Origin of the sequence: Bradyrhizobium sp. 2TAF36 (genome assembly GCF_052114925.1) — a bacterium.
Taxonomy (GTDB): Bacteria; Pseudomonadota; Alphaproteobacteria; order Rhizobiales; family Xanthobacteraceae; genus Bradyrhizobium; species Bradyrhizobium barranii.
In genome coordinates, this window is record NZ_JBFRFR010000018.1 from 72,289 (window position 1) to 96,506 (window position 24,218).

General features: G+C 64.3%; 23 protein-coding genes. 10 read left to right on the top strand and 13 right to left on the bottom strand.

Annotated elements, in window-relative coordinates; genetic code table 11:
- Positions 1 to 3: 3 nt before the first annotated feature.
- The 8 genes from AB4Z51_RS12615 to hpaR all read right to left on the bottom strand — a co-directional run bounded on the left by AB4Z51_RS12615 (position 4) and on the right by hpaR (position 9,107).
- On the bottom strand, positions 4 to 1,527 hold the full coding sequence (locus AB4Z51_RS12615; RefSeq protein ID WP_071915717.1) for a UxaA family hydrolase: 1,524 nt from the start codon (positions 1,525 to 1,527) through the stop codon (positions 4 to 6).
- A 159-nt stretch (positions 1,528 to 1,686) separates the two neighbouring features.
- A complete protein-coding gene (locus AB4Z51_RS12620; RefSeq protein WP_028157190.1) occupies positions 1,687 to 2,463 on the bottom strand; it encodes an HpcH/HpaI aldolase family protein in 777 nt (258 codons plus the stop codon).
- Between the two features lie 128 nt (positions 2,464 to 2,591).
- Positions 2,592 to 3,677, bottom strand: coding sequence for a malate/lactate/ureidoglycolate dehydrogenase (locus AB4Z51_RS12625; protein ID WP_085403904.1), 1,086 nt, complete (start codon positions 3,675 to 3,677; stop codon positions 2,592 to 2,594).
- Positions 3,678 to 3,692: 15 nt separating this feature from the next.
- Positions 3,693 to 4,421, bottom strand: coding sequence for an ABC transporter ATP-binding protein (locus AB4Z51_RS12630; RefSeq protein WP_063986556.1), 729 nt, complete (start codon positions 4,419 to 4,421; stop codon positions 3,693 to 3,695).
- The gene (locus AB4Z51_RS12635; protein WP_085403905.1) at positions 4,421 to 6,199 is read right to left on the bottom strand and encodes a branched-chain amino acid ABC transporter ATP-binding protein/permease; all 1,779 of its coding nucleotides are present in this window, start codon (positions 6,197 to 6,199) and stop codon (positions 4,421 to 4,423) included. The genes AB4Z51_RS12630 and AB4Z51_RS12635 overlap by 1 nt, the downstream gene beginning before the upstream one ends.
- The gene (locus AB4Z51_RS12640) at positions 6,196 to 7,068 is read right to left on the bottom strand and encodes a branched-chain amino acid ABC transporter permease (RefSeq protein WP_071915720.1); all 873 of its coding nucleotides are present in this window, start codon (positions 7,066 to 7,068) and stop codon (positions 6,196 to 6,198) included. Before AB4Z51_RS12640 ends, AB4Z51_RS12635 begins: the two co-directional genes overlap by 4 nt.
- 83 nt (positions 7,069 to 7,151) lie before the next feature.
- A complete protein-coding gene (locus tag AB4Z51_RS12645; RefSeq protein ID WP_085403906.1) occupies positions 7,152 to 8,297 on the bottom strand; it encodes an ABC transporter substrate-binding protein in 1,146 nt (381 codons plus the stop codon).
- Positions 8,298 to 8,591: 294 nt separating this feature from the next.
- Positions 8,592 to 9,107, bottom strand: coding sequence for a homoprotocatechuate degradation operon regulator HpaR (gene hpaR / locus AB4Z51_RS12650; RefSeq protein ID WP_085403907.1), 516 nt, complete (start codon positions 9,105 to 9,107; stop codon positions 8,592 to 8,594).
- 111 nt (positions 9,108 to 9,218) lie between these two features.
- Here hpaR and hpaH point away from each other — a divergent pair, with 111 nt between their 5' ends.
- The 6 genes from hpaH (at position 9,219) to AB4Z51_RS12680 (ending at position 15,810) form a co-directional block, all read left to right on the top strand.
- Positions 9,219 to 10,025, top strand: coding sequence for a 2-oxo-hept-4-ene-1,7-dioate hydratase (gene hpaH / locus AB4Z51_RS12655; protein WP_085403908.1), 807 nt, complete (start codon positions 9,219 to 9,221; stop codon positions 10,023 to 10,025).
- 30 nt (positions 10,026 to 10,055) lie between these two features.
- Complete coding sequence (locus tag AB4Z51_RS12660) at positions 10,056 to 10,454, top strand: 5-carboxymethyl-2-hydroxymuconate Delta-isomerase (RefSeq protein WP_085403909.1); 399 nt, start codon at positions 10,056 to 10,058, stop codon at positions 10,452 to 10,454.
- Entirely contained in the window at positions 10,447 to 11,985 is a 1,539-nt protein-coding gene (hpaE, locus tag AB4Z51_RS12665) for a 5-carboxymethyl-2-hydroxymuconate semialdehyde dehydrogenase (protein WP_441497494.1), read from the top strand. The genes AB4Z51_RS12660 and hpaE overlap by 8 nt, the downstream gene beginning before the upstream one ends.
- 127 nt (positions 11,986 to 12,112) lie before the next feature.
- The gene (gene hpaD, locus AB4Z51_RS12670) at positions 12,113 to 13,096 is read left to right on the top strand and encodes a 3,4-dihydroxyphenylacetate 2,3-dioxygenase (protein WP_085403911.1); all 984 of its coding nucleotides are present in this window, start codon (positions 12,113 to 12,115) and stop codon (positions 13,094 to 13,096) included.
- Positions 13,097 to 13,290: 194 nt separating this feature from the next.
- Positions 13,291 to 14,160 carry a fumarylacetoacetate hydrolase family protein gene (locus tag AB4Z51_RS12675; RefSeq protein WP_085403912.1) on the top strand — a complete coding sequence of 290 codons (870 nt, stop codon included), beginning with the start codon at positions 13,291 to 13,293 and terminating at the stop codon, positions 14,158 to 14,160.
- Between the two features lie 24 nt (positions 14,161 to 14,184).
- Positions 14,185 to 15,810 carry a thiamine pyrophosphate-dependent enzyme gene (locus AB4Z51_RS12680; protein ID WP_085403913.1) on the top strand — a complete coding sequence of 542 codons (1,626 nt, stop codon included), beginning with the start codon at positions 14,185 to 14,187 and terminating at the stop codon, positions 15,808 to 15,810.
- A gap of 6 nt (positions 15,811 to 15,816) precedes the next feature.
- On the opposite strand, the gene AB4Z51_RS12685 is transcribed toward AB4Z51_RS12680, so the two are convergent.
- From AB4Z51_RS12685 to AB4Z51_RS12705, 5 genes are all read right to left on the bottom strand, one after another.
- Positions 15,817 to 16,461 carry a hypothetical protein gene (locus AB4Z51_RS12685; protein ID WP_028146918.1) on the bottom strand — a complete coding sequence of 215 codons (645 nt, stop codon included), beginning with the start codon at positions 16,459 to 16,461 and terminating at the stop codon, positions 15,817 to 15,819.
- 72 nt (positions 16,462 to 16,533) lie between these two features.
- On the bottom strand, positions 16,534 to 17,187 hold the full coding sequence (alkB, locus tag AB4Z51_RS12690; RefSeq protein WP_085403914.1) for a DNA oxidative demethylase AlkB: 654 nt from the start codon (positions 17,185 to 17,187) through the stop codon (positions 16,534 to 16,536).
- Between the two features lie 9 nt (positions 17,188 to 17,196).
- Positions 17,197 to 17,943, bottom strand: a complete 747-nt coding sequence (locus AB4Z51_RS12695; RefSeq protein ID WP_085403915.1) for a 2OG-Fe(II) oxygenase — start codon at positions 17,941 to 17,943, stop codon at positions 17,197 to 17,199.
- A 156-nt stretch (positions 17,944 to 18,099) separates the two neighbouring features.
- Complete coding sequence (locus tag AB4Z51_RS12700) at positions 18,100 to 18,786, bottom strand: DUF2848 domain-containing protein (RefSeq protein ID WP_085403916.1); 687 nt, start codon at positions 18,784 to 18,786, stop codon at positions 18,100 to 18,102.
- Positions 18,779 to 20,128, bottom strand: coding sequence for an amidase (locus tag AB4Z51_RS12705; protein ID WP_085403917.1), 1,350 nt, complete (start codon positions 20,126 to 20,128; stop codon positions 18,779 to 18,781). The genes AB4Z51_RS12700 and AB4Z51_RS12705 overlap by 8 nt, the downstream gene beginning before the upstream one ends.
- Positions 20,129 to 20,321: 193 nt before the next feature.
- Here AB4Z51_RS12705 and AB4Z51_RS12710 point away from each other — a divergent pair, with 193 nt between their 5' ends.
- The 4 genes from AB4Z51_RS12710 (at position 20,322) to AB4Z51_RS12725 (ending at position 24,212) form a co-directional block, all read left to right on the top strand.
- On the top strand, positions 20,322 to 20,735 hold the full coding sequence (locus AB4Z51_RS12710; protein WP_085403918.1) for a Zn-ribbon domain-containing OB-fold protein: 414 nt from the start codon (positions 20,322 to 20,324) through the stop codon (positions 20,733 to 20,735).
- A 3-nt stretch (positions 20,736 to 20,738) separates the two neighbouring features.
- Positions 20,739 to 21,878, top strand: coding sequence for a thiolase C-terminal domain-containing protein (locus tag AB4Z51_RS12715; protein ID WP_085403919.1), 1,140 nt, complete (start codon positions 20,739 to 20,741; stop codon positions 21,876 to 21,878).
- A 138-nt stretch (positions 21,879 to 22,016) separates the two neighbouring features.
- Positions 22,017 to 22,931, top strand: a complete 915-nt coding sequence (locus AB4Z51_RS12720) for an SDR family oxidoreductase (protein ID WP_441497495.1) — start codon at positions 22,017 to 22,019, stop codon at positions 22,929 to 22,931.
- A gap of 114 nt (positions 22,932 to 23,045) precedes the next feature.
- Positions 23,046 to 24,212: an SMP-30/gluconolactonase/LRE family protein gene (locus tag AB4Z51_RS12725; RefSeq protein ID WP_085403921.1), complete on the top strand. Its 1,167-nt coding sequence runs from the start codon at positions 23,046 to 23,048 to the stop codon at positions 24,210 to 24,212.
- Positions 24,213 to 24,218 lie beyond the last annotated feature (6 nt).

The following is a 24,218-nucleotide window of genomic DNA, read 5'->3' on the forward strand; positions in this document are numbered from 1 at the left end:
GCCTCACATAGTCGCCCCGAGCACCCAGGGCGCGAATTCGGCACCGCCGAAATCGAAGCTCTCGCTCTTGGTCGGCTGTCCGGACGCCGTCTTCAGGATGAGCTCGAAGATGCGCTGGCCGCATTGCTCGACGCTCTCCTCGCCTTCGAGGATGGTGCCGCAATTGACGTCCATGTCCTCCTCCATGCGCTTGTACATGGGCGTGTTGGTGGCAAGCTTGATCGAGGGCGCCGGCTTGCAGCCGAACACGCTGCCGCGGCCGGTGGTGAAGCAGACCAGATTGGCACCGCCGGCGACCTGGCCGGTCGCCGCGACCGGATCGTAGCCGGGCGTGTCCATGAAGATGAAACCCTTCTTGGTGATGGGCTCGGCATAGCGCAGCACGTCGACGAGATTGGTGGTGCCGGCCTTGGCCATCGCGCCGAGCGATTTCTCCAAAATGGTGGTGAGGCCGCCGGCCTTGTTGCCGGGGCTCGGATTGGCGTTCATCTCGGCGCCCTCGCGCTCGGTATACGCGTCCCACCAGCGCATGAGATCGACCAGCTTCTCGCCGACCTCGCGGCTGACGGCGCGGCGCGTGAGCAGATGCTCGGCGCCATAGGTCTCCGGCGTCTCGGACAGGATCACGGTGCCGCCGTGACGGACGATGAGATCGCTGGCAGCCCCAAGCGCCGGATTCGCGGATACGCCGGAATAGCCGTCCGAGCCGCCGCATTGCAGGGCCACGGTGAGTTCGCTGACGGGCACGGATTCGCGCTTGACCTTGTTGGAGTCCGCGAGAGCTTCACGCACGAAGGCAATACCCGCTTCGACAGTCTTGCGGGTGCCGCCGACCTCCTGGATGTCCATCGCGCGCAGGCGGCCGGCGAGCTTCTGCTCCTCCATCAGGCCGCCGATCTGGTTCACCTCGCAGCCCAGCCCAAGCACGATGACGTGGGAGAAATTGACGTGACGCGCATAGCCACCGAGCGTGCGGCGGAGCAGCGCCAAGGGCTCGTTCTGCGTCATGCCGCAGCCGGTCTTATGGGTCAGCGCGACCACGCCGTCGACATTGGGGAAGTCGGCGAGCGGATTGTCGCCGGTGAACGGATTCTTCTTGAAGACGTCGGCGACGAGGCTTGCGACATGCGCGCTGCAATTCACCGAGGTGAGGATGCCGATATAGTTGCGCGTGGCGACGCGGCCATCCGGGCGGCGGATGCCCTCGAAGGTTGCCGGCAGATCGAAGTTCGGCGTCGGCTTGACGTCGGCGCAATAGGCATAGTCCTTGGAAAAATCGCCCATGCCGCAGTTCTGCGTATGCACGTGCTGGCCCGGCGCGATCGGCACCGTCGCAAAGCCGATGATCTGTCCGTAGCGCCTGACCGGCTCGCCCACTGCGATCGGCTTGATCGCGACCTTGTGGCCGGAGGGAATGCGCTCGACCGTGGTCACGCCGTCGGCAACCAATGTTCCCGGCGGCAGGCTCGCGCGCGCGATCAGCACGCCATCATCGGGATGGAGGCGAATGACGGGGCTGATGGTCATGGCAGGTCTCCTGTATCAAAACTATCGTGCCCCGGACGCAGCGCAGCGTGAAACGGTGCGCTGCTGAGCCGGGGCCCCATGTGTCGTTTCTTTCGCAAGCAACTGGGTCCCGGCTCTGCGAAGCGGCGCTAGGCGCCGCATCGCGTCCGGGACACGAGATCAGGCCTTCCCGGCCGAATCCTTGCGGGTCGCGTTGACCTGCATCTTGGCGTAGGTCGTCATCAGGCCGACTTCGTTGGACAACGTCACCAGCTTGAAGCCCATGTTGATCGCACGCGCTGCGCCTTCCGCACCGCTGCAATGGATGCCCGGGTTGAGACCGCGCTTGGCGCATTCCTTGATGATCTTGTCGTAGATCGCGAGAATCTCCGGCTCGGTGCGGTCGAGCTTGGGCTCGAGGCCGTAGGAGAAGCCGAGATCGGACGGGCCGATATAGACGCCATCGATGCCCTCGACGTCGAGGATCGCTTCCATGTTCTCGACCGCGGTCCTGGTCTCCATCATCGGCAGCAGGATGGTGTCGGCATTCGCGGTCTTCTGGTAGGAGCCCGCGGTGCCGTACATGCCGGCGCGGATCGGGCCGTTGGAGCGGACGCCCTGCGGCGGATACTTGGAATAGGAAACGAGGTTCTTGGCCTCCTGCGCCGTGTTGACCATCGGGCAGATCACGCCATAGGCGCCGCCGTCGAGCACCTTGCCGATGATGCCGGGCTCGTTCCAGGGCACGCGGACCATCGGGGTCACGGGATGCTTGTCCATGGCCTGGAAGCACTGCACCATCGAGAGATAGTCCTGCACGCCGTGCTGCATGTCGACGGTGACGCTGTCGAAGCCGCATTGCGCGATCATCTCGGCGGAGAAGCCGGAGGGAATTGCGAGCCACGCGTTGACCACGGCCTTGCCCGACTTCCAGATTTCCTTGACCTTGTTCGCCACGTTGCCTTCCTTCTTTTGTTGCTTGGACCGTTGTTTGGACCTTCGTCACCATGACGAGCGCCGCGACAGCACGGCTCTGCTGTTACCGCGAACCGGGGCTCCGCGCTACGCTCGCAATGACGCAAGGCCTATGCGGTCGCCCGCTGGATGCTGACTTCGCTGACGCCGACCTCGCGGGCGGTGTTCACTATTGCCGCCCAGGTGTCATCCGGCAAGGGGATGCCGTTCTTGGTGCGCTCGGCCCGGGTTTTCCGCTCGGGATCGCCGGGAATCAGCACCTGATCGACCCCTGCCATCGGCTTGGTGGCACGGATGAAGTCCGTATAGCGCGATACCTCTGCGTCGAACACATGGGAGGTATCAATCACCTTCGGATCGACATAGAACGCCAGCATGCCGTTGGCAAAGCGCCGCCCGCCCGAGGTGGCCCCGGTTCCGGTCAGCGCGCCGCCGAGCAGCTCGCACATGAAGGCCAGACCCGAGCCTTTGTGGTCGCCGAAGGCACGGATCGCGCCGGTGCCCTTGGTGTGATCGCGCGGCCCTTCCGGCGTGAAGGGCCCGTAGAGCACGGTCGGGTCCTCGCTCAGGGTCCCGTCGGCATCGACCAGTGCGCCCTTCGGCAGCTTCTTGCCGCCGCGGCTCGCGACCAGCACCTTGCCTTCGGCGACGACCGAGGTGGCGAAATCCAGCACGATCGGATCCTGCCCCTCGCGCGGGATGCCGACGCAGTAAGGCGCGGTGGAGAGCCGCTTCTCGACGCCGCCGAACGGCGCCACCAGCAGCGAGCCGGCCGCATTGACGAAATGCACCGAGACCAACCCTTCGGCGGCAGCCATCTCGGCCCAGTCGCCGACGCGGCCGATATGACCGGCATTGCGCAGCGCAACCGCGGCAAGGCCCGCCTTCTTGCATTTCTCGATGCCGATCCGGACCGCCTGCGGCGTCACGGTCTGGCCATAGCCGAACTTGCCGTCGACCACCGCGAGCGAAGGCGTGTCGACAACCACCTCTGCGTTCTGGTTCGGGACCACGAAACCCGTCTTCTTCCAGCGGATGTAGACGGGCACGCGGATCACGCCGTGGCTGTCATGGCCGGTGAGATTGGCCGTGGTGAGATAGGTCGCGATCCGCTTCGCTTCCTCCGGCGAGGAGTCTGCGTGACCAAACACCTCGCCGACGAAGTCGATGAGGTTCTGGACCTGGATCGTGACCATCAAGAAACTCCCCGGTTAAGCATTCACCTTGGCATGGCCGCCGAGATAGGCGGCGCGGATCGCTTCGTTGCCCCAGAGCGCGTCGGGCTTGCCGCCGAGCACGATGCGGCCGGTTTCGAGCACATAGCCGTAATCGGCCACCGACAGGCCCATGCGCGCGTTCTGCTCGACGAGCAGCACCGTCGTGTTGCGCCGGATCTCCGAGATGATCTTGAACACGGCCTGCACGATGACGGGCGCAAGACCAAGCGAGGGCTCGTCGAGCAATAACAGCCGCGGCTTGGCCATCAAGCCGCGCGCAACCGCCACCATCTGCAACTGGCCGCCGGACAGCGTCCAGCCGAGTGCGTTGGTGAACTTCCGGATGTCAGGGAACAGGTCGAACATCGCGTCCGCCTCCCGCGAGATCTCCGAGGTCGGCGCGCGGCGATTGGACGCGCCGAGCATGATGTTCTCTTTCACGGTGAGACCCGGGAAGACCCTGCGGCCTTCCGGCACGTGCGAGATGCCCATGCGGACGATCGCTTCCGGACCAAGACCTGCGATCGACTTGCCGTCGAACAGGATGTCGCCGGAGGTCGGCTTGGCGAGGCCGGAGATGGCGCGCAGCGTAGTGGACTTGCCAGCGCCGTTGGCCCCGAGCAGCGTCACCACCTGCCCCTGCTCCACCGCGCAGGTCACCCCGCGCAGCGCTTCGATCTCGCCGTAGCGCACCACCAGATTGCGGATTTCGAGCAACGGCATCATTCGCTCCCGAGATAGGCGGAGACGACGTCGGGATGACGCAGCACGGCCAGGGATTCGCCGTCCGCGATACGGCGTCCGAAGTTGAGCACGGTGATGTGCTGGGCCGCTTCCGAGACCAGCGTCATGTCGTGATCGATGATCAGGATCGTCAGGCCCTGCGCCGCGATGCGCTTGAGCAGCTCGTGCAGTTCCAGCTTCTCGGTTGAGTTGAGGCCGGCAGCGGGCTCGTCGAGCAGCAGCAGCGTCGGGTTCGAGGCCAGCGCACGGGCAATCTCGATCAGCCGCTGATGGCCGTAGGAGAAGCTCGAGATCAGCTCGTTGGCCCGGCTGCCGAGCCCGACGAAGGTCAGCGCCTCCATCGCCCGCTCGGTCAGGGCGTCGTCGCCCTTCCCGACCATGGTGTTGCCGGGCCGCTCGGCGCCGATCTCGACATTCTCCAGCGCCGTCATCGAACGGAACAGGCGAATGTTCTGGAACGTGCGGCCGAGACCAGACGCCGTGCGCTGATGCGGCGGCATGTGGGTGATGTCGGTGCCGTCGAGCACGATCCTGCCGGCTGTCGCTTCATAGAGACCCGAGAGCACGTTGAGCGTCGTGGTCTTGCCCGAGCCGTTCGGCCCGATCAGCGCATGCACGCCGCCGCGCTTCACGGCGATGTCGACGCCGTCGACGGCCTTGAGACCGCCGAAATGCTTCGACAGGCCGGTGACTTCCAGCACCGTGTCGCCGCCGATCGTYGCCGGCTTCAATTGCAGGGCAGCCGCTGCCGGCGGCGCCTTGATCTTGGCGCGCCAGCGCGTGAAGGCGTCCGCAACAAAGCCCCAGATGCCGTCGGGCATGAAGCGGATGATCAGGATCACGAACAGGCCGTAGATCGCGAGATACAGGCCCGGCACGCTCTTGAGGAAGCGCAGCCATTCCGGGATCAGGATCAAGAGACCCGTGCCGATGGCAGAACCGATCGGCGAGGCCACGCCGCCGAGCAGCGACATGGTCAGGAACACGATCGATTCTGCAAAGGAGAACTGATCGGGGCTGACATAGGCGAAGCCGCCGGCAAACAATCCGCCCGCGAGCCCGCCGAGCAGCGCACAGAGCGCGAAGGCGTAGATCTTGGTGCGGAAGACGTCGATGCCGTTGACGCCGGCCGCAAGCTCGTTGTCGCGCACGGCGCGCATGGCGCGGCCGAGCTTGGTGTCGGAGAGATGCCAGACCAGGTAGCCGACGATCGCCAGCATCGCCACGCAGAAGGCGAGATAGCTCTGCGACGACTGGAACAGGTCGGGACGCTTAATGTTGGGGACGCCGTCGGGACCGCGCGTGAGCCAGATCGCGTTGATCATCACCAGCGTGACGATCTGCTGGAACGAGATCGTCACCATCGCAAGATAATGGCCGCCGAGCCGCAGCGTGGACATGCCGAGGAACGCGCCCGCGAGCAGCGAGATCACGCAGCCGCCGACGAGACACAGCCAGAAGCTGAGCTGCAGATCCGTCGTGCCCATGCCGACCGCATAGGCGCCGAGCCCGAAGAACGCCGCCTGCGCCAGATTGATCTGGCCGCACAGGCCGAGCACGACGGAGAGGCCGAACACCGCGATCGAGAACGTGGTGGCCTGCAGCAGGATGTTATGGACGTATCCGTCGAAGCGCATGTTGGCCGCGAGCGCGACCAGGATCGCCGCGCCGATGAAGTACGGCAGGTGCCGGATCACGAGCGGTTTCGAACGGATGGCGGGCGCCGGAATCGGCATGTTGTCGCTGGGTGCGCTCATGCCTTTTCCGCCACGCGTTCGCCGAAGATGCCTTGCGGCCGGAAGATCAGGAAGGCGACCAGCACCAGGAAGGCGAAGCCGTCCTTGTAGGGCACCGAGATATAGGCCGCACCAAAGGTCTCGATCACGCCGAGCGCAAGACCGCCGATGATGGCGCCGGCAACGTCGCCGAAGCCGCCGATGATGGTGGCCGCGAACGCCTTCAGCGCGATCGTCGAGCCCATCTGGATCGAGACGAACAGCACGGGTGCGACGAGGATGCCGGCAAGGCCGCCAAGCACCGCCGAATAGATGAAGGTGATCATGATCATGGTGGAGACGGAAATGCCGAGCAGCGAGGCCATTTCCTTGTCCTGCGAGGTCGCCTGCAGCTTCTTGCCGAGCAGCGTCTTCTCGAAGAACCAGAAATTGAAGATCACGAGGCAGATGGTGACGCCGATGATCAGGAGATACTGGCTGTCGAGATAGACCGGGCCGACTTGAATGCCGGGCGTTTCAAACCAGCCTTCCAGCACCTGCGGCTGCGGACCGTAGATCGCGAGCACGGAATTGGCGAGCAGGATCGAGGCGCCGATGGTGGCGATGATCACAGGCAGATAGGTGCGGTGACGCAGCGGATAATAGACGCCGAGATTGAAGATGACACCGAGCAGCGCCATGCCGAGCAGCGCGACGATGAAGGCCGCCCAATAGGGCAGACCGGCTTCGACCGCGACGACCATCAGATAGGCCGCGACCATGGAGAATTCGCCCTGGGCAAAATTCACCACGTTGGTGGCACGGAAGATCAGCACGAAGCCAAGCGCGACGAGCGCGTAGACGGCGCCGATACCGATGCCGGTAAAAAGGAGTTGTAGGGCGAGATCCATGACAAGCTTCTGTTGGAGGTCGGATGCGTTCGCCGAAAGACGGTTCGACCTCCCCGATCGAAATCGGGGAGGCCGTTTCAACGTCAGTCGTTGAACTCGATGTGCTTGTCGAAGACGATGCTGCCCTTCTCGTTCTTCACGATGTTGTAGCCGTGGAGACCATCGCCGTTCTGGTCGAAATTGTATTCGCCCTCGGCACCCGGGAACTTCTTGATCGCGAGGATGGCTTCGCGGACCTTGGCCGGATCGGTCGTGCCGGCCTTGTTGATGGCCGCCGACAAGACGCTGATGGCGTCGAAGGTCCAGGAGCTCTGGTTGTCGGGCGCGACCTTGACCGCATCGCGGTAGATCTTGCCGAATGCCTTCGAACCTTCACTGGAATCCTCGGCATAGTCCGCCACGCCATACGTGTTGTAGAGCGCGGGACCTGCGAGCTTCAGCGCGGTGATGTTGACGATCGAAGGCGAGCCGACCCACGGGATGTTGACGCCGAGCTGACGGAGCTGGCGGGCGAAGATGCCGAGATCGTTCTCGAACGTGAAGTAGGAACCGAGGATGTCGGCGCCGGACTGCTTGATCGCGAGCACGACCGGGGTGAAGTCCTGGCTCTGGTTGGCGTAGCCTTGGTCGAGCACCGAGGGGGCACCGAGCTTTTCGAGCGCGGCGGTCAACGCCTTGCCGCCGGCGGTGCCAAAAGCGTCGGTCGAGTGCAGCACGGCCCACTTTTTCTTGCCGAGCGTATTGACGCCGTATTCGGCGATGACGCGACCGGAATAGCTGTCATTGGGGCGGCAGCGGAACAGCCACTGATTGCCCATGTGGGTGAGGTTAGGATCGGTGCCGCCGATCATCACGGGCTTGCCAAGCTTGATCACGTCGGGCGCCATCGCGTGCACCTGGGTCGAACGGATCGAGCCGAGGAACCCGACGATGTCGGACTGCGCGGCGAGCTTGGAGAAAGCGAGCACGATGCCGGGATTGGTGGTCTGGTCGTCCTCGACGATCAACTCGCCTTGTTTTCCCAGGATACCGCCGGCTTTGTTCACAGCTTCGAGCGCGAGCTTGGCGCCCTTGATGGCGTAACCGCCGGATTCAGCGGCGGGACCGGTGACGGGCGCGCACATGCCGATCTTGATGGTGGCGCCTTGCGCATGCGCGCTCTTGATGAGGTATGGCGCGGCAATGCCGGCAGCAATTCCGGCCGCGAAGTCGCGTCTCGTCAGTCTCATTCATTCCTCCCTGGGGCCGGGCATCCTTGTCGGCCCTTCTTGGTCTTGGCTCTATCGCTGAATACAGAACCGGATGCTACTTACGAATTCTGCCGATACGAGTAAATTGATATTGCGCCAACATCGACTAACTGCGCAGAGCGCGCACCCAATAGTGATCAACACCCGCGACGGCTGTCTATTCTCAGCGATTTCTCACGGCATTTTCACGCATTTCGTGGCGATCGCGCTGCCCACGCATTATGCAATGATGACAGTCATGCGTAGTTGGAAAGTGATCATGCAAATTTGCCGTTACGTTTCATCCGTGACGTCACTCGCGCCCGTGGAAGCGAGACACGATTCCAACTGACCGAGCATCTCCTGCAACTCGGCGAGCTTGCGCGCGCCGAAGCGTTGCGTGATCTCGGCGTAGATCGCTTCCGAGGATGGGGCGACCGCGGCCATCAGCTTCACGCCCTCCTTCGAGATCGAGACCATGCTGCGGCGCTGGTCCGCCTTCGCGGTCTTGCGCTCGATCAGATTGCGCGCCTCGAGATCGCGCAGGATGCGCGACAGGCTCGGGCCGAGGAGAAATGCCGTGCGCGCGAGCTCTGTCACCTCCGCGGCCTCGATGGCTGCCAGTGCGCGGAGGATGCGCCATTGCTGCTCGGTCAGGCCGTGCTCGCGCAGCTTGGGACGAAATTGCCGCATCACCGCTTCACGCGCCCTGAGCAGCGACATCGGCAGCGAGCGCGAGAAGTCGCGCATCGGCACCTGCCGTGCGGCGGGCTCACTTCCGTTCGCGGGATCAGCCGGTCTCTTCGCCATGTCGTCCTTTCAAGCCGCAAAATGTTTGCAGTGCAGCAAACCCAAATTGTGTTTGACGCATTCACTTAACATGTTAAGTATCTCCGGGCACCACGATTTGTAAGATCACAGATGGCGCTTTCCAACGACGATATCCAAGCTTGCGCGAACCGTCTGCATCAGGCGGAGAAGACCCGCACCCAGATCCGGCAGCTCTCGCAGGATTTTCCAGGCATTACCATCGCTGACGCCTACGCGATTCAAAAGGCCTGGGTCGACCTCAAGCTCGCGGAGGGCCGCACCGTCAAAGGCCACAAGATCGGCTTGACCTCGAAGGCGATGCAGAGCGCGCTCAATATCGACGAGCCGGATTCAGGCGTGCTGCTCGACGACATGTTCTTTGCCGATGGCGGCCTTGTCCCGACCGAGCGCTTCATCGCCACGCGCGTCGAGGCCGAGCTCGCCTTCGTCATGAGCAAGCGCCTCGCGGGGCCGGACTGCACGATGTTCGACGTGCTCAACGCCACCGACTTCGTCGTGCCGGCGCTGGAAATCCTGGACACGCGCATCGAGCGCGTCGATCCCAAGACCAAGGCGACGCGAAAGATTTTTGACACCATCGCCGACAACGCGGCGAATGCCGGCATCGTGCTCGGCGGACGGCCGATCCGCCCGCTGGACGCCGACCTGCGCTGGATCGGCGCGCTCTGCTTCAGGAACGGCCAGCTCGAGGAGACGGGCCTTGCCGCCGGCGTGCTCAATCATCCCGCGACTGCGGTGGCCTGGCTCGCCAACAAGATCGCGCCGCTCGGCCTTGCGCTCGAGCCCGGGCAGGTCGTGCTCGCCGGCTCCTTCATCCGTCCGATCGAGACCCGCAAGGGCGACACAATTCAGGCCGATTATGGCGCCTACGGCTCGGTGAGCTGCTACTTCGCTTAGACGAACAAAAAAACAGGGAGTGAAACCGCGATGCCGCATTTCACCATCGAATATTCGGCCAATCTCGACGGCCGCCTCGACATCGGCGCCGTCTGCGAGGTGGTGCGGAAGGCGGCAGTCGAGACCGGCATCTTCCCGCTCGGCGGCATCCGCGTCCGCGCTGTCAGGTGCGAGCACTACGCGATCGCGGACGCGCGGCAGGACTACAGCTTTCTCGACATGGTCCTGCGCATCGGCGAAGGCCGCGACCTTCCCACGCGTCAGAAAGCCGGCGAGCACGTCTTCCAGGCGCTTTCAAAACATCTCGATCCCGTCTTCGCCGCCAGCAAGTTCGCCCTGTCGTTCGACATGCAGATCAACGACAAGGACACCAGCTGGAAGCGCAACAACATCCACGACGCCCTGAAAGTGGAGGCTGCCCATGGATAAGCCCACGCCGAAAGCCGATGTGTTCCAGGCCAATCGCGACCGCGCAGCACCGCTGCTGAAGAAGCTGCGGGCCGACGGCATCGGCCACATGATCGACGGCAAGATCGTCGCCTCGATCTCCGGTGAGACATTCGAGACGAAGTCGCCGGTCGATGGCGCCACGCTCGCGAGCRTCGCACGCGGCAACGCCGAGGACATCGACGCCGCAGCCACCGCCGCTGCGCTGGCCTTCAAGTCCTGGCGCGACATGGGACCGGCGATGCGGAAGAAGCTGCTGCACCGCGTCGCCGACGCGATCGAGGACAATGCCGAAGACATCGCGGTGCTCGAATGCATCGACACCGGCCAAGCCTATCGCTTCATGGCCAAGGCCGCGATCCGCGCCGCCGAGAATTTTCGCTTCTTCGCCGACAAATGCGCCGAGGCGCGCGATGGCCAGAACACGCCGAGCGACGAGCACTGGAACGTCTCGACCCGCGTGCCGATCGGCCCGGTCGGCGTGATCACGCCGTGGAACACGCCGTTCATGCTCTCGACCTGGAAGATCGCGCCGGCACTGGCCGCGGGCTGCACCGTCGTGCACAAGCCGGCCGAATGGTCGCCGGTGACGGCCGCCGTTCTGGCAAGGCTCGTCAAGGAAGCCGGCGTTCCCGACGGCGTGCTCAACACCGTGCACGGTTTTGGCGAGGAGGCCGGCAAGGCCCTGACCGAGCATCCCGCGATCAAGGCGATCGGCTTCGTCGGCGAGAGCGCGACGGGATCGGCGATCATGGTTCAGGGCGCGCCGACCTTGAAGCGCGTGCATTTCGAGCTCGGCGGCAAGAACCCGGTGATCGTGTTCGACGACGCCGATCTCGACCGCGCGCTCGATGCCGTCGTGTTCATGATCTACTCGCTCAACGGCGAGCGCTGCACGTCGTCGAGCCGTCTGCTGATCCAGCAAGACATTGCCGAGACATTCATCGAGAAGCTGACCGCGCGCGTGAAGGCACTCAAGGTCGGCCATCCGCTCGATCCCGCCACCGAGATCGGGCCGCTGATCCACGAGCGGCACCTGGCCAAAGTGTGCTCCTATTTCGACGTCGCGCGGCAGGACGGCGCGACGATCGCAGTCGGCGGCAAGGCCTATGACGGCCCGGGCGGCGGACATTACGTCGAGCCGACACTGGTGACCGGCGCAACCGGCAAGATGCGCGTGGCGCAAGAGGAAGTGTTCGGCCCCTTCCTCACCGTGCTGCCCTTCAAGGACGAGGCCGACGCCATCGAGATCGCTAACGACACCCGCTACGGCCTGACCGGCTATGTCTGGACCAACGACGTCGGCCGCGCACTGCGCGTTGCCGACGCGCTGGAGGCCGGCATGATCTGGCTGAACTCGGAAAACGTCCGCCATCTGCCGACGCCGTTCGGCGGCATGAAGGCCTCAGGCATCGGCCGCGATGGCGGCGACTACTCGTTCGACTTCTACATGGAAACCAAGCACGTCTCGCTGGCGCGGGGCACGCACAAGATTCAGAAACTGGGAATTTGATTGTCATTCCGGGGCGCGCGGAGCGCGAGCCCGGAATCCATTCATCCACCAACTCTGCTGCGCGATGGATTCCGGGCTCGGCTCTGCGAGCCGCCCCGGAATGACAGAAGACCGAGGGGAAACGCCGATGCCCGTACCGCAACACATCTTCGAACCGCCGTTCAACATCATCCGCTCCAGCCACGTCGTGCTCGACGTGACTGACCTGAAGCTCAGCCGCGAATTCTACGAGACCACCGTCGGCCTGCATGTCGAGGATGCCGACGACAAGGTCGTCTATCTGCGCGCAGCCGAGGAGCACCAGCATCACTCGCTGGTGCTGCGCAAGGCGGCGGTGCCCGCCTGCGCCCGGCTCGGCTTCAAAGTCGGCAACGACAAAGACCTCGACAAGGCCGCCTCCTTCCTTTCGGAGAACGGTCTCTCTTACGCCTTCGTCGACCAGCCCTTCCAGGGCCGCACGCTGCAATTCACCGACCCCTTCGGCTTCCAGATCGAGCTCTACGCCGCGATGGACCGGCGCCCGCATCTGCTTCGCCGCTACGATCTCTACAGGGGATGCCATCCACAGCGGCTCGATCATTTCAACGTCTTCGCCGCCGAGGTGCAGGACACCGTCGAGTTCTACGCGCGGCTCGGCTTCCGCCTCACCGAATATGCCGAGGAGGACGGACCGAACGGGCGCATTGCGGCTGCCTGGATGCATCGCAAGGGCAATGTCCACGACTTCGCCATCACCAACGGCAAGGGCCCTCGCCTGCACCACTTCGCCTACTGGACGCCGACGGCGATGAACATCATCCATCTCTGCGACGTGATGGCCTCGCAAGGCTTCGTCAAGAACATCGAGCGCGGCCCGGGACGCCACGGCATCTCGAATGCGTTCTTCCTCTACGTGCGCGACCCCGACGGGCACCGCCTCGAACTCTACACCAGCGACTACTTCACCGGCGATCACGACCACGAGCCGCTGCGCTGGTCGCTGCGCGATCCGCGCCGCCAGACGCTGTGGGGCGCGCCGGCGCCGCGGTCCTGGTTCGAGCAGGGCTCGCCGTTCAGCGGGCAGGCCGTGCGTGAGCCGAAGTTCGTCGCCGACGTGCTGGTGGCGGATTAATGCCGATGACAGGCAAAGCCTCTCTCTTCGTCGTCCCTGCCTAGTGCGCAATTGCGCACGGGAGCAGGGACCCATAACCACAGGGAGGAGTTTGGTGAAGACCCGTTGTTCGGTACTCCTACCTCATCCAATCGATAGATTCCGCGGTATGGGTCCCGGCGTTCGCCGGGACGACAGGAAGTGAAGAGTCACCAATGAAGCTCCCTCGCCTCGCCACCTATTCCGTCAAGGGTGAAACCAAGTACGGCGCCGTCCTTGAGGGCGGCATCGTCGATCTCTCCGCACGCCACGCAAAAGACTATCCGACGCTGCGCGAAGTGATCGCCGCCGGAAAGCTCGTGGGCCTTGCCGAGGAGGCAGCCAGCCTGACGCCAGACCATGCGCTCGGCGACATCACCTGGCTGCCGCCCGTGCCCGCGCCGGAAAAGATCATCTGCATCGGCGTCAACTATCCCGACCGCAATGCCGAGTACAAGGACGGCCAGGAGGCGCCGAAATATCCGAGCATGTTCATGCGCTCGCCCCGCTCCTTCGTCGGCCACGAGACGCCGCTGGTGCGCCCGCGCGCGTCAGCGCAGCTCGACTACGAAGGCGAGATCGTGCTTGTGATCGGCAAGGCCGGCCGGCACATCGCGGAAAGTGCCGCGCTCGACCACATCGCGGCGCTCACGCTCTGCAACGAAGGCTCGGTGCGCGACTGGCTGCGCCACGCCAAGTTCAATGTCACGCAGGGCAAGAATTTTGATTCCAGCGGCAGCCTCGGCCCGTGGCTCGTGCCCTACACGCGGGAATCGCAGATCGCCGACATTCGTCTGACCACGCATGTCAACGGCGAGCTCAGGCAGGAGGACCGGACCAGCCGGCTGATGTTCCCGTTCCGCTATCTCATCAGCTATATCTCGACCTTCGCGACGCTGGTCCCCGGTGACATCATTGTGACGGGCACGCCGACAGGTGCCGGTGCGCGGTTCGATCCGCCGCGCTATCTGACGCCCGGCGATGTCATCGAGGTCGAAGCCGAAGGCATCGGCATGCTACGGAATGGCGTCGTCGACGAAGCCTGACAACAATCGAAATGGAATAGTGCAATGACCACCCTCACCGGCGGCGAAGCGATCGTAAGCGGCCTTGTCGCCCACGGCGTCGACACCGTGTTCGGCCTGCCCGGCGCGCAGGTCTACGGCCTGTTCGACGCCTTCCACCAGGCCCAGCTCAAGGTGATCGGCGCGCGGCACGAGCAGGCCTGCGGCTACATGGCGTTCGGCTATGCGCGCTCCAGCGGCAAGCCCGGTGTGTTCAGCGTGGTGCCCGGCCCCGGCGTGCTCAACGCGAGTGCGGCGCTGCTGACCGCCTACGGCTGCAACGAGCCGGTGCTGTGCGTCACCGGCCAGGTGCCGACGCAATTTCTCGGCAAGGGCCGCGGCCATCTGCACGAGATGCCGGACCAGCTCGCGACCTTGCGCACCTATGTGAAGTGGGCGGATCGGATTGAAACGCCCGGCAACGCGCCGACCACCGTGTCGCGCGCCTTCCAGGAAATGACGTCCGGCCGTCGCGGCCCCGCCTCGGTCGAGATGCCCTGGGACGTCTTCACCCAGCGCGCGGACACCTGTGCCGCGAAGGTGCTGGAGCCGCTGCCCGCGCCACTGCCCGATCCTGATCTGATCACCCAGGCGGCCGCGGTGATCAGGAGCAGCAAGGCGCCGATGATCTTTGTCGGCAGCGGCGCGATCGAGGCGCGCGACGAAATCCTCGAGCTCGCCGAGATGATCGATGCACCCGTCGTCGCCTTCCGCAGCGGGCGCGGCATCGTCTCCAACGCGCATGAGCTGGGGCTCACGATGGCTGCCGCCTACAAGCTATGGCCGAAGACCGATCTCATGATCGGCATCGGCTCGCGGCTGGAGCTGCCAACCATGTCGCGCTGGCCGTATCGTCCCGACGGATTGAAGAGCATCCGCATCGACATCGATCCCGTCGAGATGCGGCGCTTCATCTCCGACACCGCCATCGTCGCCGATGCCAAGACCGCGACCGCCGATCTGATCCAAGCGGTCAGCAAGGCCGGCTACGGCAAGACCGCCGGCCGCCGCGCCGCGATCCGCGAGGCCACCGCGACCGCGCTGGCAGAGATCCAGAGCATCCAGCCGCAGATGGCCTATCTCAACATCCTGCGCGAGGTGCTGCCGGCGAACGCGATTGTCACCGACGAATTGTCGCAGTTCGGTTTCGCGTCCTGGTACGGCTTTCCGATCTACGAGCCGCGCACCTTCATCACGTCAGGCTATCAGGGAACGCTCGGCTCGGGCTTCCCGACCGCGCTTGGTGCCAAGGTGGCCAATCCCGACAAGCCCGTGGTGGCGATCACCGGCGACGGCGGCTTCATGTTCGGCGTGCAGGAGCTTGCCACCGCCGTGCAGTTCAACATCGGCGTGGTGACGCTGGTGTTCAACAACAACGCCTATGGCAATGTCCGCCGCGACCAGCGCGAGCGCTTTAACGGCCGCGTGGTCGCGTCCGATCTGGTCAATCCGGATTTCGTCAAGCTCGCGGAGTCCTTTGGTGTGGCGGCCGCGCGTGTCACCGCGCCGGACCAGTTCAAGGCGGCGATGGAAAAGGCGCTGGCCCATGACGGGCCATATCTGATTTCGGTGGAAGTGACGCGGGATTCGGAAGTCAGCCCGTGGGCGTTCATTCATCCGCCGAAGCCGTAGAGCTTCTCACGGGCTCTTCCCAGTCGCCGCCTCGCCCGGCGAGCCGATCATGTCATCGGCCACGCGAGAAATCAGGTCCTCGATACCGGTGGGAAAACTTATGCCGTGAGCATCCTCGTCAGCCATGTATACGATGGCGCGCTCCGGCCTGGAAGGTATCCAAAACTCGTACTTGGCGCGCCACAATACCAAATGAGCAAAAAGCGTCTGCAATCTTACTGAGAGCTCTTTGGCCTGTTGTTGTCTGCCTCCGCCTTTGAAATAATCGTCCTTCGAAAGCCAATCGATGATTTGCAAGTTCAGTGGGTACAAACAGTTGCTCGTATAATTGCGGATGACGCCATGCTCTAACTTCTGTCGGTCGTCCAAAGAGAGATATCCGTGGGCAAGAACGTTGTCATACGACCCATCTAGCTCCGGATGAGCACGAGTGATTTCGTCGCAGAGCCGCCGTGCCAGCGCGTTCTGTATAATGAAGGCCTTCCTCGTCGCCAGCAGCAGGGATAGCAGGTGAACAAGCTGAGCGCGCCGCGCAGTACGGGCCGCCCTCCATTGAAGAGCACTTTCGATCGCAAGCTTCGAGACATACCCCAAGGCTGCAATCACAGCACCGATCAGCGCCGTGCTCAGCCATCCCGGTATTTGCTGCATGGGCCCCTCGACTTTCGTACTCGGGTAGCCCCAAGTCTAGCCGATTTCCTGCGAGCAAGCACTCTGCTTGATTCACCGCGTCCTGCGGAACGTCAGATTGATCCGCTGCCGCCCGAGCAGGGCGTGCTCGCCATCGGCGAGCGGCGCGACGCCGTGATAGGCGAGTCGGCTCGGCCCGCCCCAGACCACGACGTCGCCATGGACGAGCCGGAAGCGGCGTGACTTGTCGCTGCGCGCCAGGCCGCCAAACAGGAAGGTCGCGGGCAGCCCGAGCGAGACCGAGACGATCGGGGCCGAATAGTCCAGCTCGTCCTTGTCCTGATGCAGCGACAGCCGCGTGCCGGGTTCGTAGCGATTGACGAGGCAGGCGTCGGGCGCAAAGTCGGTGAACCCGCCCTGCTCCGCCGCGCCTCGAGCCAGGTCGCGAAGCACCGTCGGCATCTGGGGCCATGGCGCGCCGGTTCGCGGATCGATCGGATCATAGCGATAGCCGGTGTGATCGGTGATCCAGCCGCGCTCGCCGCAATTGGTCATCGCCACCGACATCAGGTGGCCGCCGGGCGTGGTCATGCGGCGGAACGGCGACTGCGCCACGATCGCGCGCACGGCGGCGATCAGCTCGCTCTCGATCGGCCTGACGAATCCGCGCAGCAACACGGCGCCGTCGGCGATCTCCTCACGCGACGGCTGTGCCTCGGCGGCCGTGTCGAACAGATCACCCGTCAATCGCAGCGCTCATTTGGCATCATGGAAGATCACACCCAGCGTATGACGCTGGCCGGACCTGATCCGGCTGACGCCATGGCGGAGATTAACGCGGTAGGTGCCGCGTGTCCCCTGCACCGGGCGGTGATGCACGGCAAAGGCCACAGCGTCGCCCTGCGCCAGCGGCACGACCTCGGCGCGCGACTGCATGCGCGGGCGCTGCTCGGTCAGCACGAACTCACCGCCGGTAAAATCGCGTCCCGGCTCGGACAAGAGGATCGCGACCTGGAGCGGAAACACGTGCTCGCCATAGAGATCCTGGTGCAGGCAGTTGAAATCGCCGGTCTCGTACTGCAGCAGCAGCGGCGTCGGCCGCGCCTGGCCTGCCTCGTGGCAGCGCTTGAGGAACGCCGCATGCGCGGCTGGATAACGGATGTCGATCCCCATCGCCTCGTTCCAACGATTGGCAACGCCCTGAAGATGCGCATAGAGCGCCGGGCGGAGCTCCGCGATCAGATCGGGCAGCGGGTAGGAGAAATATTTGTACTCGCCACGGCCAAACCCGTGGCGGCCCATGACGATGCGGCTGCGGAAGCCCGCATCATCGGGATAGAGCGCGGCGATGGCGCGGCATTGGTCCGGCGTCAGCAGATCCTTCAGGACGGCGCTGCCCTGGGCATCGAGCTCGACGGTGATTTGAGGCCAGTCGAGGGCGTCGACGTGGGTGGCGAGGTCGACTGAGGGCTTAGGGGGTGATTTGCGTGCCGTTGCTGTCATGACTGCCACCTTCGCAAGACCGGCCCGCCCTTTGCCACCCGATTCCCGACTATCTCCTCGTCATTGCGAGCGCAGCGAAGCAATCCAGAGTCTTTCCGCAGAGGGATCCTGGATTGCTTCGTCGCAAGGGCTCCTCGCAATGACGGCGGAGGGGTATCAGCCTCGCACCGGCAGCGTCGTCACGTCGTACCCGTGCTTGATCGTCCGTTTCAGCACCGGATCCTCGAGCTCGAACTCGAACCGGTCCGCCGGGCGGATGCCGCCCTTGGCAGCAAAGGTGCCGCCGAACATGGCGCAGCCGTCGGGGAACTTGCCACCCTCAAAGCCGCGCGCGATGAGGTCGGCGACCGGCAGCATCGCGTCCAGCGTGCCCTCCTGGTAGAGCACGCGCTCGCCCTTGATGGTGGCGTAGGAGCGCAGGATCATCCTGTCCCAATGACCGATGACGTCCTCGAGCTCCCAGAGCGTGGATGCGACCGGCTTGTCGCACATCTGCTTGGAGACCGTGACGTTGTAGGCCTCGACCTTGCGGTCGGTATGGTCGGAGCCGCAGCCGACGAAGATGCGGCCCTGCCAGCCGATCAGCACGAATTCGACCTCGCCGGAGGAATCGCCGCCACAGCATTCGATGCCGTCTTCCTGGGTCAGCCGGCGCGCCGAGGCGCGGTAGTAGATCGGCGTCGAGGCCGGCGGGGCGATGCCCATCTCTTGCAGCTCGGCGATGTGCTTGTCGCGCGCGACGGGATCGCGGCCGGTCCAGCCCGCAATGACCATCTGGTCGATCGCCAATGTCAGCGGCGTGGTGGTGTCCTGGGCGTCAACGGTGAAAGTCAGGTCAAACACGAATTACGGCCTCCATGCCGGCAGCAAGCTCGAAAATACGACGGTCAGATCCGCCCGCGCCCGCCAGCATCAGGCCGACAGGAACGTCACCCTCGCGATGCGCGGGCAGCGAGATGGCGCAGCCGTCGATCATGTTGATGAGGGTGCAATTGCGCAGCGCCCGCAGGTTTTCCCTGGTGAACGCCTTGTCATCGGCGAGATCGGAAATCTTCGGCGGCGTGTTGGCGGTGGTGGGCAGCACCAGCGCGTCATAGGGCGCGACGCGCGCATTGACGCGCACGATCAGCGAGCGGCGCTCGTTGAGGAGATCGATGTAATCGGCAGCGCTCTGCGCCTCGCCGCGCATGATGCGCACGGAGACCCTGGGGTCGTAGACGTCGCCCTTGGCCGTAATGAGGTAGCGATGCCAGGCATAGCTTTCGGACGCCGCAAAGCCGCCCTTGGCGTTCATCGGGCCGATGTCGTGAAATTCGGCCATCTCGATCCGCTCGATGATCGCACCGTGATCGGCGAGGCTCTTGAGCGCGCGCTCGAACGTCGAGGCCACGTCCGCATCGAGATCGTCGAGCGCAATCGTGGTCGGCACTGCGAGCCGCATGCCCTTTACCGGCCGCGGCTTCAGCGGGACGATCGGCTCGTTCGCGAGCACGGCATCGAGAATGGCACAGCAGCTGACCGACCGCGCCAGCGGCCCGATGCTGTCGAGCGAGAAGGACAGCGGCACGGAGCCGTCCAGCGGCACGCGGCGCTGCGTCGGCTTGTAGCCGACGATGCCGTTGAAGGCGGCCGGAATCCGGCAGGAGCCGCCGGTGTCGGTGCCGAGCGCGCCATGCGCCATGCCGTCGAGCACGGACACCGCGGCGCCCGAGGACGAGCCGCCGGGCACGTGTCCCTCGGCTCGGTTCCAGGCGCCCTTCGGCGTGCCGTAATGCGGATTGATGCCGATGCCGGAATAGGCGAACTCGGTCATGTTGGTCCGCCCGATCACGACGAAGCCGGCCTTGCGCAGCCGCGCCACCGTCGCGGCGTCCTGATCGGCCGGCGCAGAATCGTCGAGCGCGCGGGAGCCGGCGCGCGTGACCTGGCCCTTGATGTCGAAGAGATCCTTGATCGAGACCGGGATACCGGCATAGCGCGACGGCGCCGCCTTGGCCTTGCGCAAGCCGTCCATCGCATCCGCGGTTGCGAGCGCGGCGTCCTTGTCGACGTGGATGAATGTGCGTTGGCCCTCGCCGGCCGGGTCGGCGATCCTGGCGAGGCATGCCTCGACCAGCTTGCGGGAGGTCGTGCGGCCGCTTTCGAGGTCGTCGGCGAGTTTCGCCAGTGTCGGAAAATCGGGCATGTCTGTCTCACGGAATATTGCGCGCGCAATCTATAGCGCCGCCTCGGTTCGACACAAGCATTGTGCGCATGATGGCATGCATGCGCATTGCTGGACCGTTGACGCGCGATGGTCGATTGTCGCATCAAGATCGAAACAGCCAGGCGTGAAGCCCAGGCATTAGCAAGAATTGCCTTTGGGAGGGTTTTCCGACATGGCCGAACCGCAGCGCGCGCGCCCGAAACCGACGCCGGAGACCCAGCATTTCTGGGACGGCACGAAAGCGGGCGAATTGCGTTTGCAGCGCTGCGACGCCTGCGCGCATGTCTATTTCCCGCCGCGCCCGTTCTGCCCGTCCTGCGCCTCGCGCAAGGTCAGCATCTTCAAGGCGAGTGGCAACGGTTTCCTCTACAGCTACGTGATCAATCATCGTCCCGCCGCTCCCGGCTTCACACCGCCTTATGCGATCGCGGTGGTCGAGCTTGCCGAAGGACCGCGGATGATGAGCAACATCATCGACTGTCCGCAGACGCCGGAGGCGCTGGAGCTCGACATGAAGCTCGAAGTCGCCTTCCAGGCGCTCGACGACAAGATCACCCTCCCCGTGTTCCGTCCGGCGAAGGGATAGGCCATGCGCAGCAACCAGGTTGCCGTCGTCGGCGCGGCCGAGACCACCGAGCTCGGTGTCATCCCCAATATGTCGCAGCTCCAGCTCCACGCGGATGCGGCGCTCAACGCCATCGCGGATGCCGGGCTGAAACTCTCCGACATCGACGGCTTTGCCACCGCGGTCGAAACGCCGCAGCAGGTCTGCCATTATCTCGGCATCAAGCCTACCTGGGTGGACGGCACCTCGGTCGGCGGCTGCTCCTTCATGCTGCATGTTCGCCATGCCGCCGCGGCGATCGAGGCCGGTCTCTGCAAGACCGTGCTGATCACCCATGCCGAGAGCGGCAAGTCGATGATCGGCAAGGCGCCGCGCTCGATCCCCGCCGACAGCCTGCAAGGACAGTTCGAGGCGCCCTACGGCATCTACGGGCCACCCAGCATGTTCCCGATCCCCGTGCTGCGCTTCATGAAGACCTACGGCATCACGCATGAGCAGCTCGCCTCGGTGGCGGTGGTGCAGCGGGAATGGGCGGCCAAAAATCCCCGCGCGATGATGAAGGACCCGATCACGGTCGCTGATGTCCTCAACTCGCGCATGATCGCCTATCCGTTCCGGCTGCTCCAGTGCTGCCTCGTCACTGACGGCGGCGGCGCGCTGATCCTGACCTCGGCCGACCGCGCCAAGGATTTTCCGAGGAAGCCCGTCTACATCATGGGCACCGGCGAGAGCGTGGAGACGCCGATGGTCAGCCAGATGGAAACGTTCAACTCCTCGCGCGCGTTCAAGACTGCCGGCCCCCTCGCCTTTAAGGAAGCCGGCATCGCGCACCGGGATGTCGACCATCTCATGATCTACGATGCGTTTGCGCATCTGCCGCTGTTCGGCCTTGGCGACCTCGGCTTCATGCCGCACGAGGAAACCGGCCAATTCATCGCGGATGGCAACACGCGCCCCGGCGGCAAGCTGCCGCTCAACACCAATGGTGGCGGCCTGTCCTACATGCATTCGGGCATGTACGGCATGTACGCACTCCAGGAGAGCGTACGCCAGATGCGCGGGATTGCCCCGGCCCAGGTGCCGAATGCGAAGATTTCGGTGTGCCACGGCGTCGGCGGCATGTTCGCGGCATCAGGCACGATCGTGTTTACGAACGAGAGGTAACGACTGTCATTCCGGGGCGTCGCGTCAGCGACGAGCCCGGAATCCATAACCACGATCGGGAGTATGGATTCCGGGCCTGCGCCTTGCGGCGCATCCCGGAATGACGGCGGAAATTGGAACGGCTAGCGGAGAACCCACATGAGCAAATCACTTCAAGACAAGGTCATCATCGTCACCGGCGCGGGCCGCGGCATCGGGCGCGAGATCGCGCTGCTCTGCGCGGCGGAGGGCGCCAAGGTCGTCGTCAACGACCCCGGTGTTGCCGCCGACGGCGCCGGTTCCAGCGCTTCGCCCGCCGAGGAGGTGGTCGACGAGATCAAGAAGCGCGGCGGCATCGCGGTGCCCAATTTCGAGTCGGTGGCGGAGGCTGTCCCCGCCAGCAAGATCGTGAAGACCGCGACCGATCATTTCGGCAAGCTCGACGGCGTCGTCAACAATGCCGGCATCTTGCGTGACATGATCTTCCACAAGATGAGCGTGGAAGCGTTCGAGGCCGTCATCAAGGTTCACCTGATGGGCTCGTTCTACGTCAGCCACGCCGCGGCGCGGATCTTTCGCGAGCAGGAGAGCGGCTCCTTCGTGCACTTCACCTCGACCTCCGGCCTGATCGGCAATTTTGGCCAAGCCAACTACGCCGCGGCCAAGCTCGGCATCATCGGCCTGTCAAAGTCGATCGCGCTCGACATGGGCCGCTTCAACGTCCGCTCCAACTGCGTCTCGCCGTTCGCCTGGACCCGCATGATCGGCACCATCCCGACCGAGACCGAAGCCGAGAAGGCGCGCGTCGAGAAGATCAAGCAAATGGGACCGGAGAAGATCGCGCCGATCTGCGCCTATCTGCTCTCCGATGCCGCCAAGGACGTCTCCGGGCAGATCTTCGGCGCACGCATGAACGAGCTGTTCCTGTTCAGCCAGAACCGCCCGCWGCGCTCGGTTCATCGCAGCGAGGGCTGGACGCCGCAAACGATCGCGGAACACGGCATGCCGGCACTGAAGGGCTCGTTCTACAAGCTCGACCGTTCGGCCGACATCTTCCCCTGGGATCCCGTCTAGCCGTTCTCCCAGCTATTGTTGCATTGCGATCTCCGGTTGTCCGGCCGGAGATCGCCCGCATTACGCCCGATTGCGGGCGAATGGTTTCCTTCCAACAAAAAACGGGAGGCGACTATGACAAAATCACTGACCAATTCTGCCGATACTGACGAGCCTTGCCTCGGGCGCCGCACCCTCTTGAAGGGCGCGGCGGCTGCAGTAGCCGCGACGGGCGTCACCATGAACGCAGCCCTGGCGGCCTCCGTCACGCCGTTCGGCCAGACCGGCACTCCGACGATATCGACGGCCCCGTTGCCCTTGGGACCGCTTCCCGGCAGCCGCTACCCGGACTCCCGTCTGGAATCCGCGAAGAAGGGGCCGCCAACGTTCGGGCCTGCCGACTTCCCGGCCTTCGCCGGCACCATGGCGGTCGAGCGTGTTGCAACCGGCTTCCGATGGGCCGAAGGTCCCGTGTATTTTGCAGCCGGACGATATCTGCTGTTCAGCGACATCCCCAACAATCGCATCATGCGCTTCTCGGAGGATGACGGTCATACCAGCGTCTACCGTCAACCCTCGATGAACTCGAACGGCAACACGATCGATCGCGAAGGACGCCTGATCACGTGCGAGCATAGCGGGCGGCGTGTGACGCGCACCGAACTCGACGGCTCGATCACCATTATTGCCGACAAATTCAATGGCAAACGACTGAACTCGCCGAACGATGCGGTCGTTACCGCCGATGGCGCGATCTGGTTCACCGATCCGGCCTACGGCATCGGTGGCTTCTATGAGGGCATCAAGGCCGACCCCGAGCAGGAGAAGAAGAACGTCTACCGCGTCGACCCGAAAACCGGCGACGTCAAGGTCGTCATCGACGATTTTGTGGAGCCCAACGGGATCACCATCTCGCCCGACGAGAAGAAGCTCTACATCTGCGAGACCGGGTTCACGGACGGACCGGACAACCCATCGCATATCCGCGTGTTCGACCTCGACGTGGCGGCGGGGAAAGTGTCGAACAGCAAGGTCTTCGCCGAGATGCCAAAGCCAAGCATCACCGACGGCGTCCGCTGTGACACCGAAGGACGGGTCTGGTGTTCGGTGGGCTGGGGCGATCCGAACGAAGACGGCGTGCGCTGCTATACGGCCAACGGCCAACTGCTTGGCAAAATTCACATCCCGGAAACCGTCGCCAACCTGAGCTTCGGCGGGCAGCAGCGAAACAGACTCTATATCTGTGGCTCGACATCGCTCTATGCTGTGTACACCGGTGTGCAGGGCGCACTAAAGCCGTGAACATCA

What these genes read in the sequence shown, in the direction of transcription:
- AB4Z51_RS12685 (WP_028146918.1), bottom strand. Translation starts at nt 16,461, where the DNA reads ATGCAGCAAATACCGGGATGGCTGAGCACGGCGCTGATCGGTGCTGTG.
- AB4Z51_RS12645 (WP_085403906.1), bottom strand. Translation starts at nt 8,297, where the DNA reads ATGAGACTGACGAGACGCGACTTCGCGGCCGGAATTGCTGCCGGCATT.
- AB4Z51_RS12695 (WP_085403915.1), bottom strand. Translation starts at nt 17,943, where the DNA reads ATGACAGCAACGGCACGCAAATCACCCCCTAAGCCCTCAGTCGACCTC.
- AB4Z51_RS12615 (WP_071915717.1), bottom strand. Translation starts at nt 1,527, where the DNA reads ATGACCATCAGCCCCGTCATTCGCCTCCATCCCGATGATGGCGTGCTG.
- hpaH (WP_085403908.1), top strand. Translation starts at nt 9,219, where the DNA reads ATGGCGCTTTCCAACGACGATATCCAAGCTTGCGCGAACCGTCTGCAT.
- AB4Z51_RS12680 (WP_085403913.1), top strand. Translation starts at nt 14,185, where the DNA reads ATGACCACCCTCACCGGCGGCGAAGCGATCGTAAGCGGCCTTGTCGCC.
- AB4Z51_RS12675 (WP_085403912.1), top strand. Translation starts at nt 13,291, where the DNA reads ATGAAGCTCCCTCGCCTCGCCACCTATTCCGTCAAGGGTGAAACCAAG.
- AB4Z51_RS12630 (WP_063986556.1), bottom strand. Translation starts at nt 4,421, where the DNA reads ATGCCGTTGCTCGAAATCCGCAATCTGGTGGTGCGCTACGGCGAGATC.
- AB4Z51_RS12705 (WP_085403917.1), bottom strand. Translation starts at nt 20,128, where the DNA reads ATGCCCGATTTTCCGACACTGGCGAAACTCGCCGACGACCTCGAAAGC.
- AB4Z51_RS12660 (WP_085403909.1), top strand. Translation starts at nt 10,056, where the DNA reads ATGCCGCATTTCACCATCGAATATTCGGCCAATCTCGACGGCCGCCTC.
- AB4Z51_RS12710 (WP_085403918.1), top strand. Translation starts at nt 20,322, where the DNA reads ATGGCCGAACCGCAGCGCGCGCGCCCGAAACCGACGCCGGAGACCCAG.
- AB4Z51_RS12625 (WP_085403904.1), bottom strand. Translation starts at nt 3,677, where the DNA reads ATGGTCACGATCCAGGTCCAGAACCTCATCGACTTCGTCGGCGAGGTG.
- hpaR (WP_085403907.1), bottom strand. Translation starts at nt 9,107, where the DNA reads ATGGCGAAGAGACCGGCTGATCCCGCGAACGGAAGTGAGCCCGCCGCA.
- AB4Z51_RS12725 (WP_085403921.1), top strand. Translation starts at nt 23,046, where the DNA reads ATGACAAAATCACTGACCAATTCTGCCGATACTGACGAGCCTTGCCTC.
- AB4Z51_RS12640 (WP_071915720.1), bottom strand. Translation starts at nt 7,068, where the DNA reads ATGGATCTCGCCCTACAACTCCTTTTTACCGGCATCGGTATCGGCGCC.
- hpaD (WP_085403911.1), top strand. Translation starts at nt 12,113, where the DNA reads ATGCCCGTACCGCAACACATCTTCGAACCGCCGTTCAACATCATCCGC.
- AB4Z51_RS12715 (WP_085403919.1), top strand. Translation starts at nt 20,739, where the DNA reads ATGCGCAGCAACCAGGTTGCCGTCGTCGGCGCGGCCGAGACCACCGAG.